The 23,211-nt window shown below is 37.6% G+C and carries 23 protein-coding genes; 13 read left to right on the top strand and 10 right to left on the bottom strand.

Annotated elements, in window-relative coordinates; genetic code table 11:
• Positions 1–2: 2 nt before the first annotated feature.
• Genes EHQ16_RS11370 through efp form a run of 4 tightly spaced genes read right to left on the bottom strand, consistent with a single transcriptional unit; the run spans position 3 to position 2,660 of the window.
• Positions 3–740, bottom strand: coding sequence for an SDR family NAD(P)-dependent oxidoreductase (locus tag EHQ16_RS11370; protein ID WP_135632046.1), 738 nt, complete (start codon positions 738–740; stop codon positions 3–5).
• A 5-nt stretch (positions 741–745) separates the two neighbouring features.
• Positions 746–1,474: an SDR family oxidoreductase gene (locus EHQ16_RS11365; protein ID WP_135632047.1), complete on the bottom strand. Its 729-nt coding sequence runs from the start codon at positions 1,472–1,474 to the stop codon at positions 746–748.
• Complete coding sequence (mtnB, locus tag EHQ16_RS11360; RefSeq protein ID WP_135632048.1) at positions 1,471–2,091, bottom strand: methylthioribulose 1-phosphate dehydratase; 621 nt, start codon at positions 2,089–2,091, stop codon at positions 1,471–1,473. Before mtnB ends, EHQ16_RS11365 begins: the two co-directional genes overlap by 4 nt.
• A 2-nt stretch (positions 2,092–2,093) precedes the next feature.
• The gene (gene efp, locus EHQ16_RS11355; RefSeq protein ID WP_135585676.1) at positions 2,094–2,660 is read right to left on the bottom strand and encodes an elongation factor P; all 567 of its coding nucleotides are present in this window, start codon (positions 2,658–2,660) and stop codon (positions 2,094–2,096) included.
• Positions 2,661–2,727: 67 nt separating this feature from the next.
• Between efp and EHQ16_RS11350 the strand changes: the two genes are divergently transcribed.
• From EHQ16_RS11350 to EHQ16_RS11305, 9 genes are all read left to right on the top strand, one after another.
• Entirely contained in the window at positions 2,728–3,792 is a 1,065-nt protein-coding gene (locus EHQ16_RS11350; RefSeq protein ID WP_135632049.1) for a KamA family radical SAM protein, read from the top strand.
• Positions 3,776–4,330 (top strand): hypothetical protein, encoded by a 555-nt coding sequence (locus EHQ16_RS11345; RefSeq protein WP_135632050.1) that lies wholly within the window; start codon positions 3,776–3,778, stop codon positions 4,328–4,330. The genes EHQ16_RS11350 and EHQ16_RS11345 overlap by 17 nt, the downstream gene beginning before the upstream one ends.
• An 87-nt stretch (positions 4,331–4,417) precedes the next feature.
• Positions 4,418–4,624, top strand: a complete 207-nt coding sequence (locus tag EHQ16_RS11340) for a hypothetical protein (RefSeq protein WP_100791940.1) — start codon at positions 4,418–4,420, stop codon at positions 4,622–4,624.
• A 3-nt stretch (positions 4,625–4,627) separates the two neighbouring features.
• Positions 4,628–5,413 carry a hypothetical protein gene (locus EHQ16_RS11335; RefSeq protein WP_135638876.1) on the top strand — a complete coding sequence of 262 codons (786 nt, stop codon included), beginning with the start codon at positions 4,628–4,630 and terminating at the stop codon, positions 5,411–5,413.
• Between the two features lie 139 nt (positions 5,414–5,552).
• Entirely contained in the window at positions 5,553–6,335 is a 783-nt protein-coding gene (locus EHQ16_RS11330; protein WP_135636178.1) for a hypothetical protein, read from the top strand.
• Positions 6,336–7,612: 1,277 nt separating this feature from the next.
• Positions 7,613–8,350, top strand: coding sequence for a hypothetical protein (locus EHQ16_RS11325; protein WP_135631820.1), 738 nt, complete (start codon positions 7,613–7,615; stop codon positions 8,348–8,350).
• A 188-nt stretch (positions 8,351–8,538) separates the two neighbouring features.
• Positions 8,539–8,739, top strand: a complete 201-nt coding sequence (locus tag EHQ16_RS11320; RefSeq protein WP_208742285.1) for a type II toxin-antitoxin system VapB family antitoxin — start codon at positions 8,539–8,541, stop codon at positions 8,737–8,739.
• A gap of 906 nt (positions 8,740–9,645) precedes the next feature.
• On the top strand, positions 9,646–10,659 hold the full coding sequence (locus EHQ16_RS11310; RefSeq protein ID WP_135631821.1) for an SH3 domain-containing protein: 1,014 nt from the start codon (positions 9,646–9,648) through the stop codon (positions 10,657–10,659).
• A gap of 6 nt (positions 10,660–10,665) precedes the next feature.
• The gene (locus tag EHQ16_RS11305) at positions 10,666–11,433 is read left to right on the top strand and encodes an SH3 domain-containing protein (protein WP_135631822.1); all 768 of its coding nucleotides are present in this window, start codon (positions 10,666–10,668) and stop codon (positions 11,431–11,433) included.
• A gap of 49 nt (positions 11,434–11,482) precedes the next feature.
• Here the strand turns inward: EHQ16_RS11305 and msrB are convergent, their stop codons facing one another.
• Positions 11,483–12,025, bottom strand: coding sequence for a peptide-methionine (R)-S-oxide reductase MsrB (msrB, locus tag EHQ16_RS11300; protein WP_135631823.1), 543 nt, complete (start codon positions 12,023–12,025; stop codon positions 11,483–11,485).
• 72 nt (positions 12,026–12,097) lie between these two features.
• Here msrB and EHQ16_RS11295 point away from each other — a divergent pair, with 72 nt between their 5' ends.
• Both EHQ16_RS11295 and EHQ16_RS11290 read left to right on the top strand, forming a co-directional pair.
• On the top strand, positions 12,098–13,753 hold the full coding sequence (locus tag EHQ16_RS11295) for a hybrid sensor histidine kinase/response regulator (RefSeq protein ID WP_135632053.1): 1,656 nt from the start codon (positions 12,098–12,100) through the stop codon (positions 13,751–13,753).
• A 59-nt stretch (positions 13,754–13,812) separates the two neighbouring features.
• Positions 13,813–15,372, top strand: coding sequence for a DEAD/DEAH box helicase (locus EHQ16_RS11290; protein WP_135631824.1), 1,560 nt, complete (start codon positions 13,813–13,815; stop codon positions 15,370–15,372).
• Here EHQ16_RS11290 and EHQ16_RS11285 read toward each other — a convergent pair.
• From EHQ16_RS11285 to EHQ16_RS11275, 3 genes are read right to left on the bottom strand one after another with little or no spacing between them, the layout of a single operon-like run.
• Positions 15,351–16,421 (bottom strand): SAM-dependent methyltransferase, encoded by a 1,071-nt coding sequence (locus EHQ16_RS11285; RefSeq protein WP_135631825.1) that lies wholly within the window; start codon positions 16,419–16,421, stop codon positions 15,351–15,353. The two genes, EHQ16_RS11290 and EHQ16_RS11285, sit on opposite strands and share 22 nt — an antisense overlap.
• Before the next feature lie 13 nt (positions 16,422–16,434).
• Positions 16,435–17,256, bottom strand: a complete 822-nt coding sequence (locus EHQ16_RS11280; RefSeq protein WP_135631826.1) for a DUF1295 domain-containing protein — start codon at positions 17,254–17,256, stop codon at positions 16,435–16,437.
• Positions 17,257–17,295: 39 nt separating this feature from the next.
• Entirely contained in the window at positions 17,296–18,105 is an 810-nt protein-coding gene (locus EHQ16_RS11275) for an SDR family NAD(P)-dependent oxidoreductase (protein ID WP_135631827.1), read from the bottom strand.
• Between the two features lie 92 nt (positions 18,106–18,197).
• On the opposite strand from EHQ16_RS11275, the gene EHQ16_RS11270 reads away from it, so the two are divergent.
• Positions 18,198–19,220, top strand: a complete 1,023-nt coding sequence (locus EHQ16_RS11270; protein WP_135631828.1) for a zinc-dependent alcohol dehydrogenase family protein — start codon at positions 18,198–18,200, stop codon at positions 19,218–19,220.
• A gap of 86 nt (positions 19,221–19,306) precedes the next feature.
• Here the strand turns inward: EHQ16_RS11270 and EHQ16_RS11265 are convergent, their stop codons facing one another.
• The gene (locus tag EHQ16_RS11265) at positions 19,307–19,795 is read right to left on the bottom strand and encodes a hypothetical protein (protein ID WP_135631829.1); all 489 of its coding nucleotides are present in this window, start codon (positions 19,793–19,795) and stop codon (positions 19,307–19,309) included.
• Positions 19,796–19,917: 122 nt separating this feature from the next.
• Positions 19,918–20,676, bottom strand: coding sequence for a hypothetical protein (locus EHQ16_RS11260; RefSeq protein ID WP_135631830.1), 759 nt, complete (start codon positions 20,674–20,676; stop codon positions 19,918–19,920).
• Positions 20,677–21,373: 697 nt separating this feature from the next.
• Between EHQ16_RS11260 and EHQ16_RS11255 the strand changes: the two genes are divergently transcribed.
• Positions 21,374–23,125: an alginate export family protein gene (locus EHQ16_RS11255; RefSeq protein ID WP_135631831.1), complete on the top strand. Its 1,752-nt coding sequence runs from the start codon at positions 21,374–21,376 to the stop codon at positions 23,123–23,125.
• Positions 23,126–23,211: the final 86 nt, after the last annotated feature.

Here is a 23,211-nt window from a genome sequence, read left to right as displayed (position 1 = left end):
GTTTAGATGGCTGTGAGTCCGCCGTCGACAGTCCAGTTGGATCCAGAAATATATCCGGATTCTTTTTGAAGGAGGAAATTCACCACACGGGCAATTTCCGAAGGTTCTGCGATTCTCCTAACAGGTGTTTTGTCAATAATTTTTGCTTTATGATCAGAAACTTGGTCATCTTGGATTCCCATTTTTGTATCTACATATCCGGGGCTCACCGCATTGGCGGTGATTCCAAATTTTCCCCATTCATCGGCAATGGAACGAATGAAACCAACTAATCCATGTTTGGAGGAAGAATATGCCACCGAATTAGCAGAACCAACAATAGACAAAGAAGAAGCAATGGTTACGATCCTTCCAAAATTTTGTTTTTGAAAGATAGGCAAAAGAAATTTGGATAAAAGAAATAAACTACCTAAGTTGATACGAAAAATAGAATCCCATTCTTCGATGGAAACATCTGTGATGGGATGGTAAGGCCCACCATACCCAGCATTGTGTACCAACCCATAGATATCACCCGCATCGGAACTCTCTTGGATGATTTTCGCAAGACTTCTTTCCACCACAAAAGGTGTTTCTGCCAGATCCACTTCGCGGTAGGTCTCTTGGAGGATGGGGGATGTGGGCCGGACTTTGTCCAGATTCCAAACAGAAAACCCCGCAAGAACCAGGGTTCGTACGATTTCTCGTCCAATCCCTCCACTGCCGCCGGTCACGAGTACAATCGATTCCTTAAATTCCATGGGAACTATAAGATTCCTTTTCTTGGGGTAATGGATAAGTCATCTACAAAGACAGATTTAGGCAAGTGGGAAATACTCCACAAATACTCGGAAATGTCCGAAATAGAAACCATATCATTCTTGTCAAATTGGGGTCTTGTGTCCCAAATTTCCGTGGCCACAGCCCCAAGGCCCACATGAACTACCTTGGTTCCCAGTGGTTTCCACTCTTCCCTAAGCGCCCGGGCAATCCCAAGAACTGCATGTTTGGACGCACAATAGGCCACCGATTCTGGAAATCCTTGTTTTCCCGCCGTAGATCCTAAAAAAACAAAGGTGGTATTTTGGAACAAAGGCAAATGGGGAACAAAAGCCTTCGCCAGTAAAATGAGAGAATGGACATTGAGTTGGAAATGAGAGGATAGTTCGTCGGCTTGTAAATCGGCAAGTGATCCGAACACTCCATCCCCTAGAGCAAAATAAACAATAAGGTCTTTCTTCTTTAAAGAGTCAGTATTTGTTTGCGATCCATATTTGGATGCAAGCGATGTCTCAAAAGTTTTTAAGTCTTCCAGGTTTATGGCATCTAAAACAAAAGTTCCATTTTCTTCTTTAGAGAAGGAACCCAGAGGAAGGCTTCCCTTTCTAGAAAATCCAAACAGAGAAACAGATTTGTCTTCTAAAAATCGATTGTGAAGCCCTTGTCCAATTCCGGAACCAATTCCAAAAATATAAACATGGGCATCCGTCTTCATATACGCCTAGCCATTACTTGCAAAAGAAAATGAACTGCTTCTAAATGTTTGTTGGCCTCCACTACAGACTTTCCCCAAACCGTGGGGCCATGGCCTTCGATCAGGAGAAAAGGAACTTGTGGTTGTCCTTTCGTTTCTATGTAGCGTTTGATTTCCGAAGCAATGGTCGGAACATGAGTATGATTGTAAAAAACAGGGAAGGTAAGATTTGGTTTTTCATCCCAAATTCCAAAGGCTTTGATGATTTCGATTGGTGGCAGGGGAAGGTCTCGAAACCCCTCTTCTTTTCCAATTCCAAATTCCAAAAGATTAGAATCCAAAGTATGGACGTGGAGGGCAGCACCGGCGTCAGGAATCTTTGAGTAGACCACCTGATGGATGCTAGTTTCTGCAGATGGTTTCAATCCTTCGCCCGCAGAAACCAAAGACCCGTCCACTACAGAAACCGAAACAAAGTCATGGTCAGTAAGTTCTCCCTTATGTTTTCCGGAAGCTGTGATCCAAAATGTATCTCCAACGCGAGCGGAGAGGTTCCCAGCAGTGGCATACATCCACTGCCTTTCATAATAAGTATGGGAAAGTTTGGTCAGTTCCTTTAAGGAAGGGTGAGGGTCCAAATCTATTTGTTCACTCGCTCCACGTAAGTCAAATCTCGGAGGTCAATTTTTACAGTGTCCCCTTGTTTGATAAAGATAGGAACTTGGACTTCTCCACCAGTTTCCACAGTCACTCGTTTGAGCGCAAGACCGGTTGTGTCTCCTTTCAATCCATCCTCTGCATAAGTCACTTCCAATATAGCAAAGTTAGGAGGTGTCACCCCAATTGGTTTTTCATTGTAAAACGAAACTTCCACTGGAGTTTCTTCTTTCATAAAAGGAAGGATGTCTTCCACATAATCTTTGGAAACAGGGATTTGTTCGTAATCGTTGACATCCATAAAAATGATTTGGTCACCGTCTGCGTAACAATATTGCATTTTACGACGTTCTAAATCTACACTTTCTAATTTTTCAGCCGCTTTGAAGGTTCTTTCAATGGAAGAATCGCGAACAATATTTTTTAATTTGGTACGGATGAATGCCGAACCCTTTCCTGGGTTCACAAACTCTGTTTTGACGACGGAATAAAGCTCGTTCTCGATCTTGAGGATCATTCCTTTTTTTACTTCTGTAATGCCTAAGTTCATAATTTCGTTACTCGTAAACAAAATCCGAGGGACTTGGCCATGTGTCAACCGAAGTATGGTCTAAGCGATGACCTGGTCGGATTGGAAATGGCAGTTACAAAACCGAATCACTACTTTGGCTGATTTGGAAGAAAAAATAACTCTTACCAAAGAAGAGAGGGAGAGTTTTGCACCTGCACTAGAAGAATTTAGTTTTGCCGTCACTCCTTACTATTTGGAACGAGTGGAGAAAGGAAATCCGAACTGTCCCATCCGCAAACAAATCCTTCCCAGAGCCGGCGAACTGAAAAAAAATCCCAATGAAGTGGAAGACCCACTGGCAGAAGAAAGGTACATGCCGGTCAAAGGAGTGACCCACCGTTACCCCGACCGCGCCATTTGGTACATTTCTCATGTATGTGCGGTCTATTGCCGGTTTTGCACGAGGAAACGTAAGGTATCCGATCCAGAAGAAACCCCCAACCGAAACGAATGGGAAAAGGCATTGGAATACTTTCGCACCCATACGGAATTACGAGAAATCATTTTGTCCGGGGGAGACCCACTCACTCTCGCTGATTCCTCACTCGATTATCTTTTAGGGGAATTAAAATCCATCCCACATCTGAACCAAGTGCGAATCCACACCCGCCATCCTGTCACTATGCCTATGCGGCTTACTGAATCTTTAAACGAAGTTTTTGCCAAATACTTTCCACTTTATATGGTCACTCATTTCAATCATCCGAACGAAATTACAGATGAAACTAAAATGTATGTTATGCGAATGATAAAAACAGGTCATGTCTCTATTTTTAACCAATCTGTTTTGTTATCGGGAATCAATGATGACGCAAAAATTTTGTCGGAACTCAATTACAAACTGATCTCCATCGGGATTAAACCCTATTACCTCCACCAATGTGATGAAGTATTTGGGAGTTCTGATTTTGTTGTACCCATCGAACGTGGGATTGAAATCTATCGAAAACTACGAGGTTACCATTCCGGAATCACTATCCCTAGTTATGTAAAAGACCTGACCGGTGGTGGTGGGAAGGTGCTTCTTTCTCCAGACTATTTACAAAAGAAAACAAAAGATGGATATCTTTTCCAAAATTATTTAGGAGATGAATATGAAGTGGGCCATTAAAATCATTTTTATTTTTTCACTGATGATTCTGGTGGACTGCCAATCCAACAAACAAATCCTTTTGGAAAATAAAGCGGAAACTCTAAAACCAAATCCAAACCTGGATTCTAAAAAATCCAACCTAACAAAAGAACTACGCCTCACCTACCACGCCGTTTGGGTAGCAAAAGAAAATTTTGAACTCATAAAGTCAGGTTCTATTTTTGGAACAGGAAACAGTTATGAAATCCGTTTGGAATCGGACAAACAAATCCAATGGATGCGCCTCTCCTCCACGGATAGAGAAAACCAATCTCGGTTTCCTTATTTCTACCAGGACGAAATCCAAAATCCCGATGTTTCCTATTTTGTTTGGGGGAACAAAAAATGCAGTGTCCTTGTATTTTCTCTCCCCGATACAAAACTTTATGCCCGTTGGGAAGGGATCCATAATGGGTTTTTACTCGTTTTTGAGACCGTCATTCCAGGCCAGAATGGTTCCAAAGAACTGGCAAAAGAACTCCACCAAATGGTGCTCCAGTCCCTCGATCTCTACTAACTCTTTAGATTTCCCACAAAGCCTGATTTTTTAGAAAAAAAGATTAGGCAAATAGGGAGAGGGCGTTAGGCTTTGAGGAGAAATTCTATGTGGTTAAAACTCGGCGAATCGGAAGTTATTAATTTGGATTACATTGCCTCCATCAAAAAAAATCCCAACCAACCTTCCATTGAAATCATATACCAAGATCTCAATAACGTAAAATCCCTTCCCTTTCCTGGTAATGAAGAACGTGACCGCGCCTTCAAAGCCATTTTAGAAAATCTATCCCGAATGAAATTATACTTTGAATGAACCATGGAATTTGAAGCACTAAACCCTAACCTCTATGCACAAGTTTTGGATGAATTAGAAATCATCCCGTCAACGAAACCCTACCAAATTCTTTTTTATGGATCGAGGGAACGTGGTGATTTCCACCTCGAGTCCGATCTTAATTTTTATTTGGTAGCTCATTCCACAGACCAAATGAAATCGCAGTTCATCGATTCGATCTCCCGCGCCTTGCAGAAGTTAGAAGACGTGGCTCCAGTGAATATGATTGCAGGAGATGCCGATTCTCTTCGACACAGACTCAAAATTTCCGAACCAGGAAGTGTGCAACTGATGGAAGCTTCTTCTATATTTTTCGGGGAAGGTCTTTTTGAAGATTTAAAAACCGATTGGGAAAAATGGAAACAAAGAGAAATTCCAAAATCCGATCTCATTGCCTACTTAGAAAAACGAATTCGTTTTTTCAAACAACAAGTCACAAGAAATATCAAAGACGAAATCTCTCAACTCGAAAGGATCACAACTCTCACCCTTCACATTTGGGCGTTGCAAAATATCCATGACCTAACTCATGTCGAACTTTTAAAAATGGACACTCCTGACCAGTTGGCTCCCCTTTTCACCAATCTGTATCGAAAGGAAATGGAAGATTCGGTTTTTGAACTTCTTGAATTACAAACGCGCGTTCGTAAACTGAAAGTAGACGTTCGGTGGAAACGCGAAGTTTCTCGGGAAGACATTCATGAAACCAAATACAAACTCATCTCTCTACGAAATGATGAAGAGTTTATGATGAACCTTTGGGCCTAAAAGTGCCAAAGGTTTTTTAAATTACACTCATCAAACTTATAAAATCTTTCGATCAAACTGCAAGAATTGAATTTGTATGTAGTTATTATTTGTTATGCGACAGTTTCTAAAATTAATTTAAGGAATAAATTTAAAAAAAATGAATACGAAAAAACCTGAAAAGAAAATTCCGAAATTAAAAAAAATCTCAGAGGCTGATGTTATAATGCACCTGCAGCGTAATTTGACCTTAGGGCATTTTCTGGAAACCGCAATAGAACCCATTATATCGGACTCCGAAGTCATCGCTTGTTTCTCTGATATTCGCGGATTTACAAGTTATTGCCGCCTTCAACAACAGAAAAATCAAGATACGAAAATTCACAATTTCCTAAAACGCTTTACTCGTATTTATTCAGAGGCTTTTGCCATTTGGTATAACGACAACTCAACGAACCTATTCAATCCTTCAATGGTTGCGCCAACGATGTATAAGAATCTAGGTGATGGGCTAATGATGGTATGGGAAATTCCATCTGAGTTAGAAATAGGCGAACAAAGCATACTTACGCTTGAAATTCTAGGATTAATACATTACTTTCAAGATAGATTCTATTATCATTTTCGGGACTTAACACCGATAGAGCGCAATGCATATTCAGACGACGTGACAGAATTAGAAATTGGCTTTGGAGTAGCAAAGGGGCATGCCTGGAAACTCGACTATGGCAATACAAAAGACTATGCAGGTTCAGTTATTAATCTTGCATCAAGATTGCAAGATTTGGCACGTCCGTCAGGAATAGTTGCTCATTATGATATGGCACCAGATATATTTGACAATGACCCTCCCTTTGCTGGGAAATGCCGTATACTTAAATCCGTTTCTGGATTTCAAAATATTAAAGCATGGATGTCGGATTCAGTTATAATTTCCAAATAAATTGATTCACTTCGGCTAACAGCACGTAAACGCTGCGCTTCGGCACTACGGCCTCGCTTGGTCTGCGACATTACAATCTATTCAAACCAAAAAGGAAATTTAAATCAGAATGTTTTTACCAATTAAAGGAATATCTTTACTTGCTTTTCAATCAATGATATACTGCATACATATATTCATTATTATTTCACCAATCATAATGAGATTTCCCATAAAAGCAAAATTCGACGACTATATTATGCCTTTCTCGCATCTTTTAATAAATATAATATATTTCGAAATTCTATTAAAATTGTATAAATTTAGGAATAATATAGCAATTTTCTTTGCTTTGATTTTGCAATCTGTTATCACTATCCTACTATTTCTATTAGAAATATATCTAGTTGATTTAGTTATCAAAGATATCTTAAATATTCCTCAAGAATATACGTATTTATTGAGCATTGTTTTATTTATTCCTTTGCTCATCATTACCATAAATATAAATAAAATTGAAAATAAGGATGAAAACAATAAATTCAAATATTTTCTAAACTTAATACTAAATCTATTCCTTTTGTTCTTTTATTATCCTTTAGCCCTTATATTCAAACATGACAAAATAAATATTCTTTTAAAAGAAGGTGCAAAATAGTAACATCGTATAGCCAGACTATAGACAAAATGAAAAACAAAAATTGGAAGGAATTAAAACACTTCATAGTAAACAATTTTAAAAAATCGCCTAGGAAATTAAGGGACTTTCTTTTCTTTGATAACTATATTCTCTATACAAGATTAGATACAGAAAAAATTTCTAAAAATCTGAAAAATGAAACAGAAAACAAATATTTTCTTAGAATTGTAAATAATCAATTTCAAATTTACAGACACCTTGACTATAGAAATTCTTTTATGCCCTATCTTCAGGGAACTATTTTCCCCGAAAAGAGATTCACCTTAGTTTCGATACGTGTTCGAATTCACTGGGTTAGCCAATTAATTCAGACTATTTTTATCATTATATTAGGCCTTAATACCTTTAATTTAATTTATAAATACATATTTTACTCTGCGGCAATCACGAGAAATTTTACGATAATACCGCTTTTCATTGCGTTTCTATATGTACCAACATATTTATTTGTAAAAGAATCGAGAATATATAAACTTTTCTTAATTAAAACTATAAAAGTAAAAAAAATAGATATAAACTTTAAAAAAATATAGTCCAGCACATAACAGTGGCTATTCACCGCACTTTGGCCTCGATGTATTTGAAATGGAAGGCAAATATGAAACAAACTTTTAAGATTTTGTTATTTTCAACAATTTTGGCGGTTTTGATGTGTACACCGAAGGCCAAAACGGTTCTTCTTTCATCGGATGATCCCAGGGAACCTTTGCCAGGAATCATCCGATTGGGTCTCGGATACGAAAACTTATCTGCCGGGAGACATGGATTTTTAGAGGTTGGAGATATTATAGTTCAATATTTTTCTTGTGATACTCTTGATAACTGCACCAGTATTCCACATAAGATTGGTTATCTGTGGGCCAGGGGTGAAACAATAGATGAAAATATTAATAAGATAACCTTATTAAGAGGGGATAATAGAATAGAATATGTTCTAAAAGGAGATAAATTTGAAATCTCTGCGATCATTCCTATTAACGAAGATGATATTTATTCAAAAATAACAAAACAGGAAATCAAGGATAGTCGCTTTCTGATTGGTCATTGGAAATGCAAAGATAAGAAATTTATTCTTGAGTTTACCCAATCAGAGTATGGAATTATTATTACGCAAATAACTACAAATAGCGGACTAATAGGCAATTTTCATACCGGTAATTTTAAAATACGATTTGATTCAAAGAAAGCGGGAAAACTTTTCTTTTTAGGTGAATTTCACGGTAGCTTTCACTTAATAAACAATGAAAAAACGATTCTTGATTTTACTCTCTTCGATTCTGAAAATATAAATGCAACCCCTCAATTGTCATGTCGCTTAACTAAAATACGAGGATAGATACTCTTGTGCCTCTCGAGGCTCAGCGACGAGGGATGTCGTCTCTCCTAGTTCGTTATCCTTAATTACCTAAATGTATGTCTCAGGACACTAGTAACAAAAAACTAGAGAAAATAGGTCGCGGAAATTACTTTTAAAATCAAAAACAAGAGACTAAACTTGACTTATGCATACAAAAGCACGAACTTATGCATAAGATGAGGACTACAATTGATATTCCTGAAGAATTAGTATTAGAGGCCATGAAACTTACACACATCAAAACAAAAACTGATGTAATTAAAGAAGCCTTAAATACTCTAATAAGGAAAGAGAAACTAAAAAATTTAAAAAATTTCAAAGGTTCTATAGACCTTGAGGTAAATTTAAATTATTTGAGAAAAAGATGAACCAAGTTCTGTTAGATTCATCAGTCTGGATCGAATATTTCAGAAACTCAAATTCTCAATTTTCTTCTGAAGTTGATAAATTAATCGATCTTGGTAATATCAATACCAATGAACTGATTCTAACAGAGTTAATTCCTTTTCTTAAATTAAAAAAACAATTGCAATTCTTGCCAATTTTTAAATTACCGAATAAAAAGTTATGTGATACGTTTCAAGTCAAACAAAGGAAAGTAAAATGATTTTAATAAATAATTTAATAAGTGATATTACCAGAAATAATAAATTTAAAAGGATATGTTTAATATTTATAATAATTGCTCCACTTTTCTATATAAACCTGAACTTCAAAAAATACAATCTTGAGCCTACTTTACTTTTTCCGATTTCGTTACTAATCATTATCGGAGGGATCTATATATTGATTATGTTATTCAATTTAGTTTTTGAACTTACTAGCACAGAACCAAATAAAGAAGATGTTAAACCTATGTATTTATTTTGGACTTTATTAGAATTTCAAATAATAATTTCAATTTTCATGATACCCTTTTTGTATTTATTATCAAATTATTTAATTCAAATGCCTGCATTCGCTAGAAATATTTTGACTATACTCCTAATATCAATATACCACTTAGCATTAGCATCCATCATCGGATCTAGATCTCGATATAATATTTTTTCTAAGATTAAAATATTTTTAAAACATAAAATACTGTTAAATATTTTTTCATTTCTGATAATGATTAATCTTATATTTCAATTCGATTTAATTGTATATTTTATAGATTATTTACGATTAGTAGTCACTTTTATTTTATTTTCTATATACTTTTTACTTTATATTGCCTTTATTCGACAATGGCAAAAAATATATTTCGAAAATGAAATGGCATCCAATAAAGAATGAAACCAATAATCATTATTATACTTATTTTTTCATACTGTAGTCTCCCAAATAGAGAGAAAAAGGCCATTAGCTATTTAAAAGTGACGGCACCAAGTGGATTAATTTTGAGACAAGGCCCAGGAACCAATTTTCCAAAAATCAAAACCTTGCCGAAAACGACAGTTTCTCCTATATATGAGTTTCTGGGAGAGACAATCGACATCAAAGGATATAAAGGTAAATGGATTCTAACAGAATTTGAAAACGAGTTCGGTTATGTCTTTTCTGGTCACGTTGTCATAGCATTAGATAAGGAATTTTTAATTTCTCAAACCTTTAATCAGGCACCAATGACTCAATTTTTGGTTAGCGATTCTGGAAAATTACCTATCATCAAAATGCTTAAAACTAAAAATGCAGCTTTTATTGACGGAAGCGAAAAAACTCTTTTCAAAAAATTCTATGAAAATGATCACTCTGTCATTGAGACAATTAGTCTTGGTGAAGAATATTATCCTAAAACGTTTATAAAAACGATAAAAGGATCCAATATTATCGAATTTCCTGATGTAAGCAATGTTCACCCGATCAGAATGTATGAATCTGGAAAAATAATCGAAGGCGAGAAATATATTTGTTACGGATGTTGTGCAACGACAATTCCAATAATTGCCCTATTCGGTAACAATAAATCTTTTACTTTTTATGGATCTGCTAAAGATTTAGATGCTTTATGTTATCCAGAAGGTGGTGATGTTGAGTATAATAGAATTCGATACTCAGAAACAAAAAACGAACTTTATATTCATACGAAAATTGGAAACTGTAACGAAAAACTTTTAAACTTTTGTTATGAGTCAAAACAAACCGACTCATGTAAACCGAAACAATTTCACTCTGAAACGTTCAAGGTAATAACCAACCCTTTTGATGAGCCTATGATCGAAATTTATTCAAACACTGGCATTCCAGAAAAACACAGTGATGAATTTAAAAAAGGTAGAAAATTAATTCAATTTAAAGTTAAATAAGCAACTATGATTAAACAATGCATAATACTAATTTTCATAATTTCTACTAATTTATATTCAGAAAAAACATACTTTTACGTAAATGCAAAGTCAGTAAGACTGAGAGAATCACCTTCCTTAGATTCAAAAATCCTAACTATTTTAAAAGAAAACGAAACAGTCGATTTCGTAGGCGAAAAATCTGAATCTGAGTCAACTACCCGAATCGGAAAAATTGAAAAAAAGGATTATTTCTATTTAGTTAAAACTTCAAGTGATTTAGTCGGCTGGGTTTTCGGTTATTATATTACGGATTCAAAAACTTTTGAAAAGGATATTACCTTTTGTAGCAGATCTATCCCAACGGAAACAGTCATTGGTTTGGAAAAAAAAGCTAATTTTAACAGAAAAGAACTCACCTATAATGAAGAATTCAAAATCAAAGATACTAATTTCTCAATCAGAAATGGCGGATGTGATTATTTCACTCATATAATAAAGATTGAAACTAACTCAAATTTGAAGTTTTCGGATCAAAAGAAAATTATCAATCTACTCACTGAAAAATTGATAAACCTGTCAAAGTTTTATCAAAACGATTTTGACTTAAAAATAGTGATAAAACATCTTCAAAAAAGAAATATCCAATTTGATACAAATTACGAGTTTCTTTCAGGGAAACAAATCGCAAATGCGGAGGAAGAAAACCCTGGGCCAACTTTTCACGTAAAAAAACCTAACCTAAGTAATCAAAAAATAACCATTGAAATTATATTGGCGTCAGGCTTACTATAAATGGCATAACAACGAAGAACGCTTATCTACTGCCTTGCTTTAGTAATCCCTAGTCCTTACCTGATTCCGTAAATTCAGATAGAAAAATTGCATACCCTCTTTCTTTCAGTTTGTCTTTAGGGATAAATTCCATGGATGCCGAATTCATACAATATCGCTTGTTTGTTGGTCTTGGCCCATCATCAAATACATGTCCCAAATGAGAATTTGCTTTTTTAGAACGTACTTCTGTGCGAGTCATTCCATAAGAATTGTCTGTCAGTTCGATCACGTTTTCTTTGACGAGTGGTCTTGTGAAACTAGGCCAACCGGTGCCTGACTCAAATTTATCTTTGGAACTAAACAAAGGTTCTTTCGAAACGATATCCACGTAGATACCCGACTGGTGGTTGTCCCAGTATTCGTTCTGAAAAGGAGGTTCTGTTTCATCTTCTTGGGTGACACGGTATTGGAGATCCGTGAGTTTTTTCCGCAGTTCTGGATTCTCCGGTTTTTTCGCTGAGCCGGAGGAAGTTTGGGAACAGGAAGTTACCAGAAACAAATAAAAGACTAGAGATAACGAAATGAAAGACAAAATGGAAATTCGTTTCATAGGATTTAGACTCATATAAAAAAAGGAAAATTTGCTTTCCTTTAGGCGAAAATGATTTCGTCTAAACTTCGTATGATCATTGCCCCTTTACCGAAAAATGAGACTCTACGTCTTTCGGCCTTAAAAGGACTCGAAATCCTCGATACTCCTGAAGAGGAAATGTTCGATGAAATCACAAGACTCGCTTCCTTAATTTGTGAAGCCCCTATTTCTCTTGTGAGTTTGGTGGATGAAACTAGGCAGTGGTTCAAGTCCCATCATGGGTTGGAAGATCGTGAAACCCCAAGGTCTCTTGCCTTTTGTGCTCATGCCATTTTAGGTGATGGACCCTTTGTTGTTCCTAATGCCAAAGAAGACATTCGTTTTTATAATAATCCTTATGTGTTGGAATCACCCAATGTTATGTTTTATGCAGGGATTCCTCTGGCCTTGGGCGACCAAATCAAACTAGGCACACTTTGTGTCATCGATAACAAACCAAGGGAATTGAATGGGGAGCAGATGCAAATGTTGAATCTCCTTGCCAAACAAACCATTCGTTTGTTGCAGATGAGAAAGGCCACAGAACGACTCGAAATTGAAAAACTCGCTGCCGAAAAAGCCACCGCAGCCAAAAGAGATTTTATCGCTGCAATAAGCCACGACATTCGGAACCCTTTGAACTCTCTTCTCGGTATGTCGGAGATGATTCGTGAAACAGAATTAAATCCAACCATTTTAGGTTATGTGGATCATATCAAAAACGCAGGAGAAGTCATTTTACATTTGGTAAATGATACCATTGAAATTTCTAGGTTAGAAGAAAACGTAAGTGTACTTAAAAATGAATGGTTTGAACTTCGAGAATGTTTAGATATTTTGAATTCGTTTTTTACAGCAGAAACCAAACGTAAAAAAGTAAATTTTTTTCTTCATAACCAAGCGGGTTCAAACTTAACCATTCATTCCGATAAAAGAAAGTTAGAAAAAATATTTTGGAATCTAACTGCCAACGCAGTGAAGTTTACAAACAAAGGGAATATTACTTTTACAGTTCGTTTAGAAACGAAAACTGAAGAGAACGGGATTTTACATATAGAAGTCAAAGACACTGGTCCTGGAATTTCTCCAGAGGTAAAAGATAGACTCTTTCAAAAGTACAATGAATTTGTTCCCGAAGGTTGTGGTATCTCCGGTTCTGGCCTTGGACTTTCTATTGTAAAACTTTCTTTAGAAGAAATGGGCGGTGAAGTTGAAGTAGAATCTAAATTAGGTGAAGGTTCCACATTTAAAGTCAAAATTCCTATCCTTTGGAAATCGAAAAAAAACGAAACCCAAACTACAAATACAAACTCTAAATCCAAATTACCATCTTTTGCAAAACCACAAAAAGTCCTGATTGCCGATGATAATGATCTCAACCGAAAGGTCCTACGCAGTTATTTGAAACCTCTTGGATTTGAAATCACCGAATCAAATAACGGGATTGATACAGAAAAAGAATTAACCAACACAAGTTATGACATTGCCTTTTTGGACATTGAGATGCCGGGAAAACATGGAACAGAAATTGCGAAAGGTCTGGCGGAAAAACCGAATCGCCCGGTTTTATTTGCCTGCACCGGACTTTGTATGCCGGAAGAAAAAAACCATATCCTATCCTCTGGATTTGAGTATTTTATGCCAAAACCCTATCTCAAAGAGGATCTTTACCACCACCTAAAGGAAATTGCCGACCGAAGGCACTAGCCATTCTGGTATTTTTTACCTTTCTTTTTTAGGCCATTTTTTTATTGTATCCTATTTCCATGACTAAGAATGACACCGAAGTTGGAAATGACTTCCAATCCTTCGGATTACGTCCTGAAATACTACAAGGAATCACTGAAGCAGGCTTCGTATCACCAAGCCCTATCCAAAAACAAGCGATTCCGCTCGTATTGGAAGGAAAAGATTTAATCGCACAAGCGCAGACCGGAACCGGAAAAACTGCAGCTTACGGACTCCCCTGTTTGAACCGAATCCAAGTGAATGATGGCATGCAAGTGCTTGTCCTCACTCCGACTCGTGAACTTGCTTTGCAAGTATCTGATGAATTGTTTAAATTGGGAAAACATTTAGGAATCAAAACCACCACTATTTATGGCGGCAGTTCCTATTCTAAACAAATCACACAAGTGGCCAAAGGTGCCCAAGTTGCCGTTGCAACTCCAGGAAGACTTCTCGACCTATTGAAAGGAAAGGAACTTAAAAATTTCAAACCTTCGATGGTGATTTTGGATGAAGCAGATGAAATGCTCGATATGGGCTTTATGGATGATATTGAATCCATCTTTAATCTACTACCAACCAAAAGACAAACTTTACTTTTCTCCGCAACTATGCCGGAGCCTATTAAAAAGTTGGCAAGTAAGTACCAAACGCACCCCGCTCATGTAAAAATTGCAGCAACAGAAAAATCTTCTAAGAACATCGAACAAGTGTACTACGTGATCGATGAAGCAGAACGTGAAATTGCTGTTGTTCGAATTTTGGATTATGAAAACCCATACAAGGCGATCATTTTCACAAAAACGAAAAAAGAAGCAGATGATTTAAAAGCAACCCTTGGTTTCAAAGGATATCCTGTCGAAGCACTTCACGGGGATCTAAACCAAAAACAAAGGGAACAAGTTTTAAAAAGCCTACACGATGGCCGAGTCAAAATCCTTGTCGCAACTGATGTTGCCGCACGTGGTCTTGATGTAAAAGATTTGTCTCTTGTGATCAACTACCACCTTCCATTTGATAGCGAAAGTTATACACATAGAATTGGTCGTACAGGTCGCGCTGGAAAGTCTGGAAAAGCAGTGACTCTTGTAACAACAAGAGAATCTCGTGCCCTTCTAAGACTGAAAGGTACATCGGGAATGAATCTTACGATTGCTGCCCTTCCTACGAAAAAAGAAGTTCTTGCAAGAAGAGAAGAAGACTTCCTAAACAGAGTCGTAGAAACGGAAATCCATGCAGATGCAGAAGAAGTTTTGGAAAAACTTTTGAAGTTAGACGATAAACGTTCGTTATCTTTAAAACTTCTTTCCACAATGCTTGATAAAACCAAAATCAGTGGACCGGAAAAAATCGGAAAAACACCTGGGGAATGGAGTGAAACTCCTCCTGGTGGTGGGTCTGGTGGAAGACGACGTCGTGATGATGGCGGATCTGGCGGCGGAAGTCGTGGTGGATACCGTGGCGGTTCTAGATCCGGTGGAGAACGGAGCGACCGAGGTGGGGATTCTCGCCGTAGCAGCTCACCCTCTTCGAAAAAAGAAGGTGGCGTTTACGTAAAGGCGGCTGGGAAAAAAACTCAGCGTTTTCGAAACAAGTAGTGGCTCACAAACCACTCCTCACCGTTTCGATAACCCCATAACTCAGCACAGGCGAGAAAGAAAACTTTCCAATACACAAACCATTTGGTTTTTTCTTTTTCGCCGTAAGTACTCGCAAGGATAGGCATTAGTTTATCCTTGTTTTCAATCATATTGTCATACCAAGCCTCAGAAGTTCTCGCATAATGAGTTCCATTCACAACCCAGTGATTTTCGATGAGAAAATCTTTTTGGAAATATAAAAACAAATCATCCGAAGGCATCTGCCCACCAGTAAAAAAGTATTTCGCCATCCAGTCGGTTTTATCAATGACCTCAAATGGATATGCAAATTCTTTATGTGTGAAAATATGTACAAAAAACTTTCCATCCGCCACAAGGAACTTAGATAGTTTTTCAAAAAGTTTTTCGTAGTTTTTCATATGTTCCAACATCTCTACTGAAACAATCCGATCAAACTTGTCTTTGGTGGTAAAATCGTTCATGTCCTTTGTGATGATGGTTAGGTTTTTTAATCCACGTTCTTTGGCTCGTTTGTCGATGAATTCTTTTTGTGTGCGTGAGTTAGAAACACCGGTGACCTTACATTTGGGAAATTTTTCGGCAATATAAAGAGAGATACTCCCCCAACCACATCCCAAATCCAAAACCTTCATTCCGTTTTTGATTTCTGCACGTTCTACAGTAATCCTTAACATATCTTCTTCGGATTCAGCAAAACTTGTATCCAAACTTTGCCAGTACCCAGAAGAATACTTCATCCTAGGTCCCATCACATAAGTAAAAAAATCGCTAGGGACTTCGTAGTGTTGTTCGTTGGCAGCCGCAGTATGAACTGCAATAGGAGATTTTTTTAACTCGTTCACATAGTTGATTTTATGTTGGAGTTGGGCCGTAACATTTTCTTTTCTTTCTTGGCGAATCCGAAGTTTTAAAAGTTGGCGGATCCGAAACCGAATCAGCCAATCAGGGAAAATATCCTTTTCTAAAAGTGAGTTGATGTCAAAAGAAGATCCTTCTTCTTTATTTGTAGAATCCGTAAAATTCATGTTTTATCCTTTTTTATTTTTGTTTAGGGAACCAAGGGAAAAATGCATTTGTGGTGCGCATATATTCGCGAAAAACATCACCCTTAGAAAGCAGCGAATATTTCTCCGCAAAAGGAACACCGGAAACAAATCGTAACAATACAAACATAAAGAGAGGGGTGAGAAGTGAAAGTATCGCCTCTGGCGCAGAAAGAATCGGAATGATCCCAATCCCCACCCAAATCACCCATTCAAAAAAATAATTGGGATGTCTTGTGTACTTCCAAAGGCCCAAATCACAGACTTTACCTTTATTTTTTGGATCAACCACAAATTTGTGAAGGTCGCGATCCGAGATGGTTTCCCCAATCACACCGGCCACAAACAAAATCCAACCGAGAAGAACTATCAAATACCCGTTAGGCCCCATGATTCCAGAGTTAGGAAATAATTTCCAATGGGCAGCAAAATAGAATGGGACAGAAAGAAGAAGGGCTAAAAATCCTTGTAACAGAAATACATTGGTGAACATCTTCTGGTGGACTTTTTCACCGTAGTCCTTTCGAAATCCAGCGTATCGTTTGTCTTCCGGATGGTTTGTACGGATGCGAGTGAAGTAAAGAAACCCTGATAAACGAACGGCCCAAATCCAGACAGGAACAAGCACCGCCCATTTTGCAAACACCGTCCCCGTTCCAAAAGAAACAAGGACACTCGCGATCCCGGCGATGACAAGTCCCCAACCCACATCAATGACTGCGTAGTTGTCTCTCGACTTACCCCAAAACCACATCAGACTCATAAAAAAAAACGTAAATATAACTGCCGTTAAATACGAAAATAATAAATTTTCCAAAGGATAGATCCTCTCCCTATACCTTGGTTTAGACAGGGTTCAGTGAGATTTGAAGTCCTCATAAAGTTTTTTATAAAGAATTTTTTCTAAAAATTTTGGGGAGAAAAATCGCATCCATTCCAAAAATTTTCCGGACAGATTGAATGTCACAAGCCTTGCTTCTTTGTCTTTGGCTACCGACATCAAAACATGAGCCACTTCTTTGGCTGTCTTTCGTTTTCCCTTGGCAGGTGCTTCCGATAAAACTCCTCCACTGGCATCAAGACCTGAAGTTCGCAAACCTGTGTCCGTATAAGGAACACAGACGAGAGAAACACCAAGGCCATCCTTCAAAGTTTCAATCCGAAGGGATTCGAGCGCCGCATGTAGAGCAGACTTGGATGCCGAATATGCCGCACGCCCAGGCACTCCATAGAGAGCGGATACAGTAGATGTAGTAACAATATTTCCTTTGGCACTTAGAAGAAGGGGCAAAAGTCCACGGATGAATTGGATGGGTCCAAAAAAATTCGTGGCGAAGGTTTTCCGATACACATCCATCGAAAGGGAATCAAAACGACCATGAGCTGTGATTCCTGCGTTATTAAACAAAACATCAATTTTAGGAACCTGTTTTCCAATCCACTCTATGGCATCCAATACAGAAGTAGGATCGGACAAATCACAAGCCACACGGTGAATGACTGTGCCTTCGTGTTTGTTTTTGGGTTCAGTAATTTCGGCGGCCCTTCTTGCCACAAGGACAAGTTCGCAGGGATAAACAGCGAGTTCTTCATACAATGCTTTCCCAATCCCACTTGTGGCTCCGGTGATCACTACCACCCTATCGTTCCAAAAATCTTTTTTCATAACGCCCCTTTCTTCTGATTCCCACTCGACACAGGATAAGGAGACCTTAGGATCTGACGAGTGAATTTTGATTCTAAATCGAACGAGGGAATATGTTAAACAAAGTATGGGAAATCCAAGGATCATTCGGATTAGAAAACCTAAAACAAACGACAAGGGATCTTTCTGAATCACTGGCTCCTAAAGAAGTACTCGTTCGCCTAACAGCAACTTCACTGAATTATCGCGATTATTTAATGGTGATTGGGACATACAATCCTAGACAAAAACTCCCCCTCATTCCATGTTCTGATGGAGCTGGTGTGGTAGAAGCAGTGGGCTCAGAGGTCACTCTTTGGAAAAAAGGAGACCGGGTGCTTCCCATCTTTGCCCAGAAGTGGATGGACGGATCTCCCAATATGGACAACCTTCGTTCCACCCTCGGAGGCCCACATGACGGCTGTTTAGCGAACTATGGAAAATTCTCCGAAGAAGGACTTGTGGCTACCCCAAGTCATTTAACAGACAAAGAAGCTGCCACCTTAGGTTGTGCTGGCCTTACCGCTTACAATGCCGTTGTGAATTTTGGAGGCATTGAACCTGGATCCGATGTCCTTTGTCTAGGCACTGGTGGTGTTTCTTTATTTGCCTTACAATTTGCAAAAATGATGGGGGCAAGAGTCATCATCACCTCATCCAGTGACGAAAAACTAGACCGTGCTAAAACCCTCGGGGCAGACGTTACCATCAACTATACAAACAAAACCAATTGGGAACGAGATGTTCGAAAAGCAACGAAGATGGCCGGAGCTGACCTCATCATCGAAGTGGGCGGAGCTGGCACCATGCAAAAGTCAATGATGAGTGTCAAACCTTACGGAACCATTGCCCTTATCGGTGTTTTAGCTGGAGGTGAATCCAGCCTTTCCCTTTACCCCATCCTCATGCAGGGTGTCAAAGTCCAAGGTGTGATTGTTGGCAGCCGTGCCGATTTTGAAAAAATGAATCGGGCCATCGAACAAAACAAAATGAAACCCGTTGTGGACAAAGTGTTCGGTTGGGAGGAAGTCCCACAAGCATTGGAATATTTACAAACAGGAAAACATTTTGGAAAAGTTGTGGTGAGTTGGGAATGAATTTTTTTACAATAGATAAACGTACAATTTCGTTCTATTGTTATGTGATCTAAATTGGATGACCAAAAAGAATAGTTAAATTCACATTATTCTCTAAATACATTTCTTTTTGGTATTTTTAAGTTAAAATTGAATCTATTTTCAGACTCAAAGGAATTCAATATTTCTTCGCCTACAATTTCAACAAAACCAACTTCATTTCCGTATTTTATTTTACTCAAGATGGGCAGGCAACGGGTGTTCCATCCGTTTAATACATTACTCATATAAAAAGTAGACTCTTCTGGAATTTTTAAATACAATTTGCAATTTTTGAATGAAAGGTAAGGTTTTATATCCTCTTCCCAATGGGCGTTCCGACTTCCACTGTTTCTAAATAACCCTGGCCTTTCAAAACATGACGGCAATTCTTTTATGCAATGATTAAAACTAAGTTCAATCATAATCTCAGAATCTCTAGTATTTTCAATGGAAACAGTACCGGTAAAATCACAATTAAGATTCAATATAGAAACAATACCCAATAACAATAGGTAAATTATGTGAATTGGAACGAATCTTTTTATAATATCCATCTTGCCTCAACTCCTTTGATGTGAGATTTGTTTAAAATGGAATGATATCTCTAAATCTAATGAAATTTAAGAAAGTAGAAATCGATTCTAATCTAATTCTACTTTCGATAATTGATCGAATGTTATTCTCTTGGAACATTCTTCACGCTAAGATATCCTTTGTTTTGGTAAAGAGGATTATTTCGGTAGTTTTCTGTTAGATATAGACAAAAATTTGCATTTGTCTTCATACAAAAAACGTGTCCCTCCACCAATAAATCATCTTTAAACTTTCCCTTTAAATAGACTAGCCCGTTAAAAAAACTTCCATTACCATTTAATTTGCTGTTCTTAAAATCTCCAACTTTGAAAAAATCATCTTTACCCATTGTCTCAAGCCCATAACCATCAACGCAGTTTCCTTCACATAATAAATCTTTTACCTCAAAAATCCCTTTTATGATTCTGCCATTTACTAATTTTTTCTCAACCGGAGCACCGATTTTCACAAAGTCCTTTTCCCAAAAAGTTTTTGTCACAGTACCATTGGCAGTGGTATAGGTTCCTTCGCCCGAGTAAACGCTATACATCCCTGCATCGTCCCAGCCAAAATCTCCTTCATAAGAATCACCTGTGTCTCTAAATGCTCGTTTGGAACCAGGAGTTTCTTCACCATAAATGAGTTTACCTTTCCCAATAGGAAAGATGTTACCAAAGAAAAATATATTTTTACTTAGTTTGGGACTTATCGCTGTTGGTCCAATGTATTTGTCATTCACACCTGACGTGTATTCGCCGGAATTATTTTTACATTCGTTTACACACTTCCAGCCCATAATAGTGATACATTGTTGAAAGAGTAACAAAGAGATTACGATTAGAAAAATTTTAACCAATTTCATTCCATATATTCTAAACCTGCATGAAGAGAGTCAAATTTTTTATTAAGAAAATAAGAAAGAAATCTTTCAAATTGAATACCAATAATTCTCGGATAGATGGTCAGATTACATTTGTTACAGTTCATTTATCCGTAATACTTAAAGTTTATTCGATTTAATACATTCAAAAAAACAGAAAGAATTGATACCTCTTATTCGTATTCTTATGTTTTTTATCAAAATCATTGACTCCACTTGTAGAGGGAATGGATAACAAATTCAATTTAGAAACAGCTCAATGGTTCTTCTATTCATACTCCTAAAAGTTCTTACTTCTAAAGAAATCAATGTTAGTTTGTTTTGGAAAAATCCATAGTTAGAAATGTATGAACCATTGAATCTAAAAACTATCTCCCATTCCACGGCGCCTGTACTCATCTACAATATTGCAAAGATTCCAAGTGGGAAAATCTATTTTCTTTTTGGGACAATCCGTACAGGATATACACATTATTCTGAAAATGGGAACATTTTGATGAACATAAATACAAATTACTGGCAAAACTTTTCCAATGTTTTATAATATATTCCAAGAAAATTACAAATTGCCTAGGTTTTATTAGAAATTAAATATTTTTAACCTTTTTTCCTCCATTCTGTACGATTCTTGCATTTTCGCTTCGCATAGGAGAAGACCGCAAATTTGGTCTTTTAGAAAATGCAGAAGCGAAGATTATCAACCACCCTACTTTCTTTTTATCTGTTCATTAGTTATGGGCTCTTTGGACAAACGACAACACCAACTCCAGAAACTCCGAGCTTATCACCAAACACAAACTCTACGACCCAAACCATACAAGAAGCGCCGAAGCCGGTGACTCCACCAACTTGGTCTGATGGATTCAGTGCCGGGGCTATGGTTCGTGTCCGTCCAGAAATGAAATATAACTTTGATTTCAATCGAACTACCAATGACAATGTCGATTTTACAGGCCAAAAGATACAATTTTGGGTTCAAAAAGAATTCACAAAAGATGTGGTCGCTAAAATTACCTTCCAAGATTCACGACTCTGGGGAGCCGAAAAAGGTTCCCTAACAGGGTTATCAACCGCCAATGACGGAACTAGACAAAGTACAGATGTTCGCGAGGCTTATATTGAAGTAAAAAATAATTTAGGCCTTCCACTACATATCCAAGCAGGTCGTCAAATTTTAAGATATGGTGACGAACGGTTGGTGGGATCTTTAGATTGGACAAATGTAGGCCGAAGTTTTGATGGACTCAGATTGAAATGGGATGATAAATACATCTCTTCTCATTTGTTTGTAACATCAGTCAGCGAACGTCACTCCGATATAACAGGGAACACAACGGCCTTTGGTGTCAAAACACAATATAATACTTATATGGATTGTCCTTATAATGGAACAAAAGCCTGTACACCTAAATTAGATGCCCAAAGACAAGAGTTAGGTGATTCTTATTTCACAGGATTTTTTAATACACTCAAACCCTCCGACTACTTTCACATTGATTTGTATTATTTAGGTTTGCAAAAGGAATACTTACGAACCAACCAATCTCTCATCCTCACCACAGGGGAAACAGGAACACCCGAATCCCGAGCCGGTAGATGGGACATACTCCATACCTATGGGATTCGAGTAACGAACAAAACACAAGCTGGGAAAAAATCTCTCCAAACTTTTGATTATTCCTTTGAATATGTTGTACAAACAGGAACTACAGGAAAATCCATCAGACCAAGATGGGATGACCACCGAACTGAAGTTACGTTAGTTGATCCATTAACTAATACAAACTATAAACATAGTCTTTATGCCGAAAGAGAAAGATACAAAACTTACGCCTTCGGTGCTGATTTCGGTTACACAATTAATAAATTACGAGTCGGTGTTGCTTATGATGTGGGGAGTGGAGATCCTAATCGCACAGACGGATCCGTTGCTAGTTTCCAAAATTTATTCCACACCAACCATTTGTTTTATGGGATGGCCGACCAAGTAAGTTGGGTCAATATGAAATCAAAATCAGTAAACATCAGTTACAACCTGGGAGCTTACGGATCATTTCGTATGGATTATTTTGCCATCGAAAAACACAAACTCCAAGACAGTTGGTATGACATTGCTGGTGTTGCTAAATCAGGAGCCAGCACCGAATCCATAACAAACAACCAGTATGATGTGAGCCAAGTGTTAACAGAAAATGGAACGGGAAACAATCGTCCGGTTTCCATGCTTGGGAAAAGTTTATTTCGTGAATTAGATTTTAAATACAATGTCCCCTACCAAAATTTAATTTTAGAATGTGGGTATAGTTTGATTTATGCGGGAGATGCCATCCAAAACAAGGTGAACGACCGCACCGTAAGCTCCCAAGTTTATACAAACCAATTTTCAAAAAATGCTCAGTTTGCTTACCTTATGGTAACGGCTCAGTTCTAAACAGAACTTCAAGTTAAGACGGTATATTTTTGAGGCCCAAAGTTGTTTTTCTACCTTCTTTGGCGCCTCGCCATTGTTAACCGGAA

It is taken from the genome of Leptospira kanakyensis (assembly GCF_004769235.1).
In the GTDB taxonomy this organism is placed as follows: domain Bacteria; phylum Spirochaetota; class Leptospiria; order Leptospirales; family Leptospiraceae; genus Leptospira_A; species Leptospira_A kanakyensis.
Note: the sequence above shows the minus strand (reverse complement) of the source record. Positions and strands in the feature narration are given on the sequence as shown.

Coding starts and splice junctions, on each gene's coding strand:
- EHQ16_RS11330 (WP_135636178.1), top strand. CDS start 5,553: ATGAATACGAAAAAACCTGAAAAGAAAATTCCGAAATTAAAAAAAATC.
- EHQ16_RS11370 (WP_135632046.1), bottom strand. CDS start 740: ATGGAATTTAAGGAATCGATTGTACTCGTGACCGGCGGCAGTGGAGGG.
- EHQ16_RS11350 (WP_135632049.1), top strand. CDS start 2,728: ATGACCTGGTCGGATTGGAAATGGCAGTTACAAAACCGAATCACTACT.
- EHQ16_RS11295 (WP_135632053.1), top strand. CDS start 12,098: ATGATCATTGCCCCTTTACCGAAAAATGAGACTCTACGTCTTTCGGCC.
- EHQ16_RS11290 (WP_135631824.1), top strand. CDS start 13,813: ATGACTAAGAATGACACCGAAGTTGGAAATGACTTCCAATCCTTCGGA.
- EHQ16_RS11310 (WP_135631821.1), top strand. CDS start 9,646: ATGAAACCAATAATCATTATTATACTTATTTTTTCATACTGTAGTCTC.
- EHQ16_RS11340 (WP_100791940.1), top strand. CDS start 4,418: ATGTGGTTAAAACTCGGCGAATCGGAAGTTATTAATTTGGATTACATT.
- EHQ16_RS11265 (WP_135631829.1), bottom strand. CDS start 19,795: ATGGATATTATAAAAAGATTCGTTCCAATTCACATAATTTACCTATTG.
- EHQ16_RS11305 (WP_135631822.1), top strand. CDS start 10,666: ATGATTAAACAATGCATAATACTAATTTTCATAATTTCTACTAATTTA.
- EHQ16_RS11345 (WP_135632050.1), top strand. CDS start 3,776: ATGAAGTGGGCCATTAAAATCATTTTTATTTTTTCACTGATGATTCTG.
- EHQ16_RS11320 (WP_208742285.1), top strand. CDS start 8,539: ATGCATAAGATGAGGACTACAATTGATATTCCTGAAGAATTAGTATTA.
- EHQ16_RS11325 (WP_135631820.1), top strand. CDS start 7,613: ATGAAACAAACTTTTAAGATTTTGTTATTTTCAACAATTTTGGCGGTT.
- EHQ16_RS11285 (WP_135631825.1), bottom strand. CDS start 16,421: ATGAATTTTACGGATTCTACAAATAAAGAAGAAGGATCTTCTTTTGAC.
- EHQ16_RS11335 (WP_135638876.1), top strand. CDS start 4,628: ATGGAATTTGAAGCACTAAACCCTAACCTCTATGCACAAGTTTTGGAT.
- EHQ16_RS11270 (WP_135631828.1), top strand. CDS start 18,198: ATGTTAAACAAAGTATGGGAAATCCAAGGATCATTCGGATTAGAAAAC.
- EHQ16_RS11275 (WP_135631827.1), bottom strand. CDS start 18,105: ATGAAAAAAGATTTTTGGAACGATAGGGTGGTAGTGATCACCGGAGCC.
- EHQ16_RS11255 (WP_135631831.1), top strand. CDS start 21,374: ATGCAGAAGCGAAGATTATCAACCACCCTACTTTCTTTTTATCTGTTC.
- EHQ16_RS11260 (WP_135631830.1), bottom strand. CDS start 20,676: ATGAAATTGGTTAAAATTTTTCTAATCGTAATCTCTTTGTTACTCTTT.
- EHQ16_RS11365 (WP_135632047.1), bottom strand. CDS start 1,474: ATGAAGACGGATGCCCATGTTTATATTTTTGGAATTGGTTCCGGAATT.
- efp (WP_135585676.1), bottom strand. CDS start 2,660: ATGAACTTAGGCATTACAGAAGTAAAAAAAGGAATGATCCTCAAGATC.
- msrB (WP_135631823.1), bottom strand. CDS start 12,025: ATGAAACGAATTTCCATTTTGTCTTTCATTTCGTTATCTCTAGTCTTT.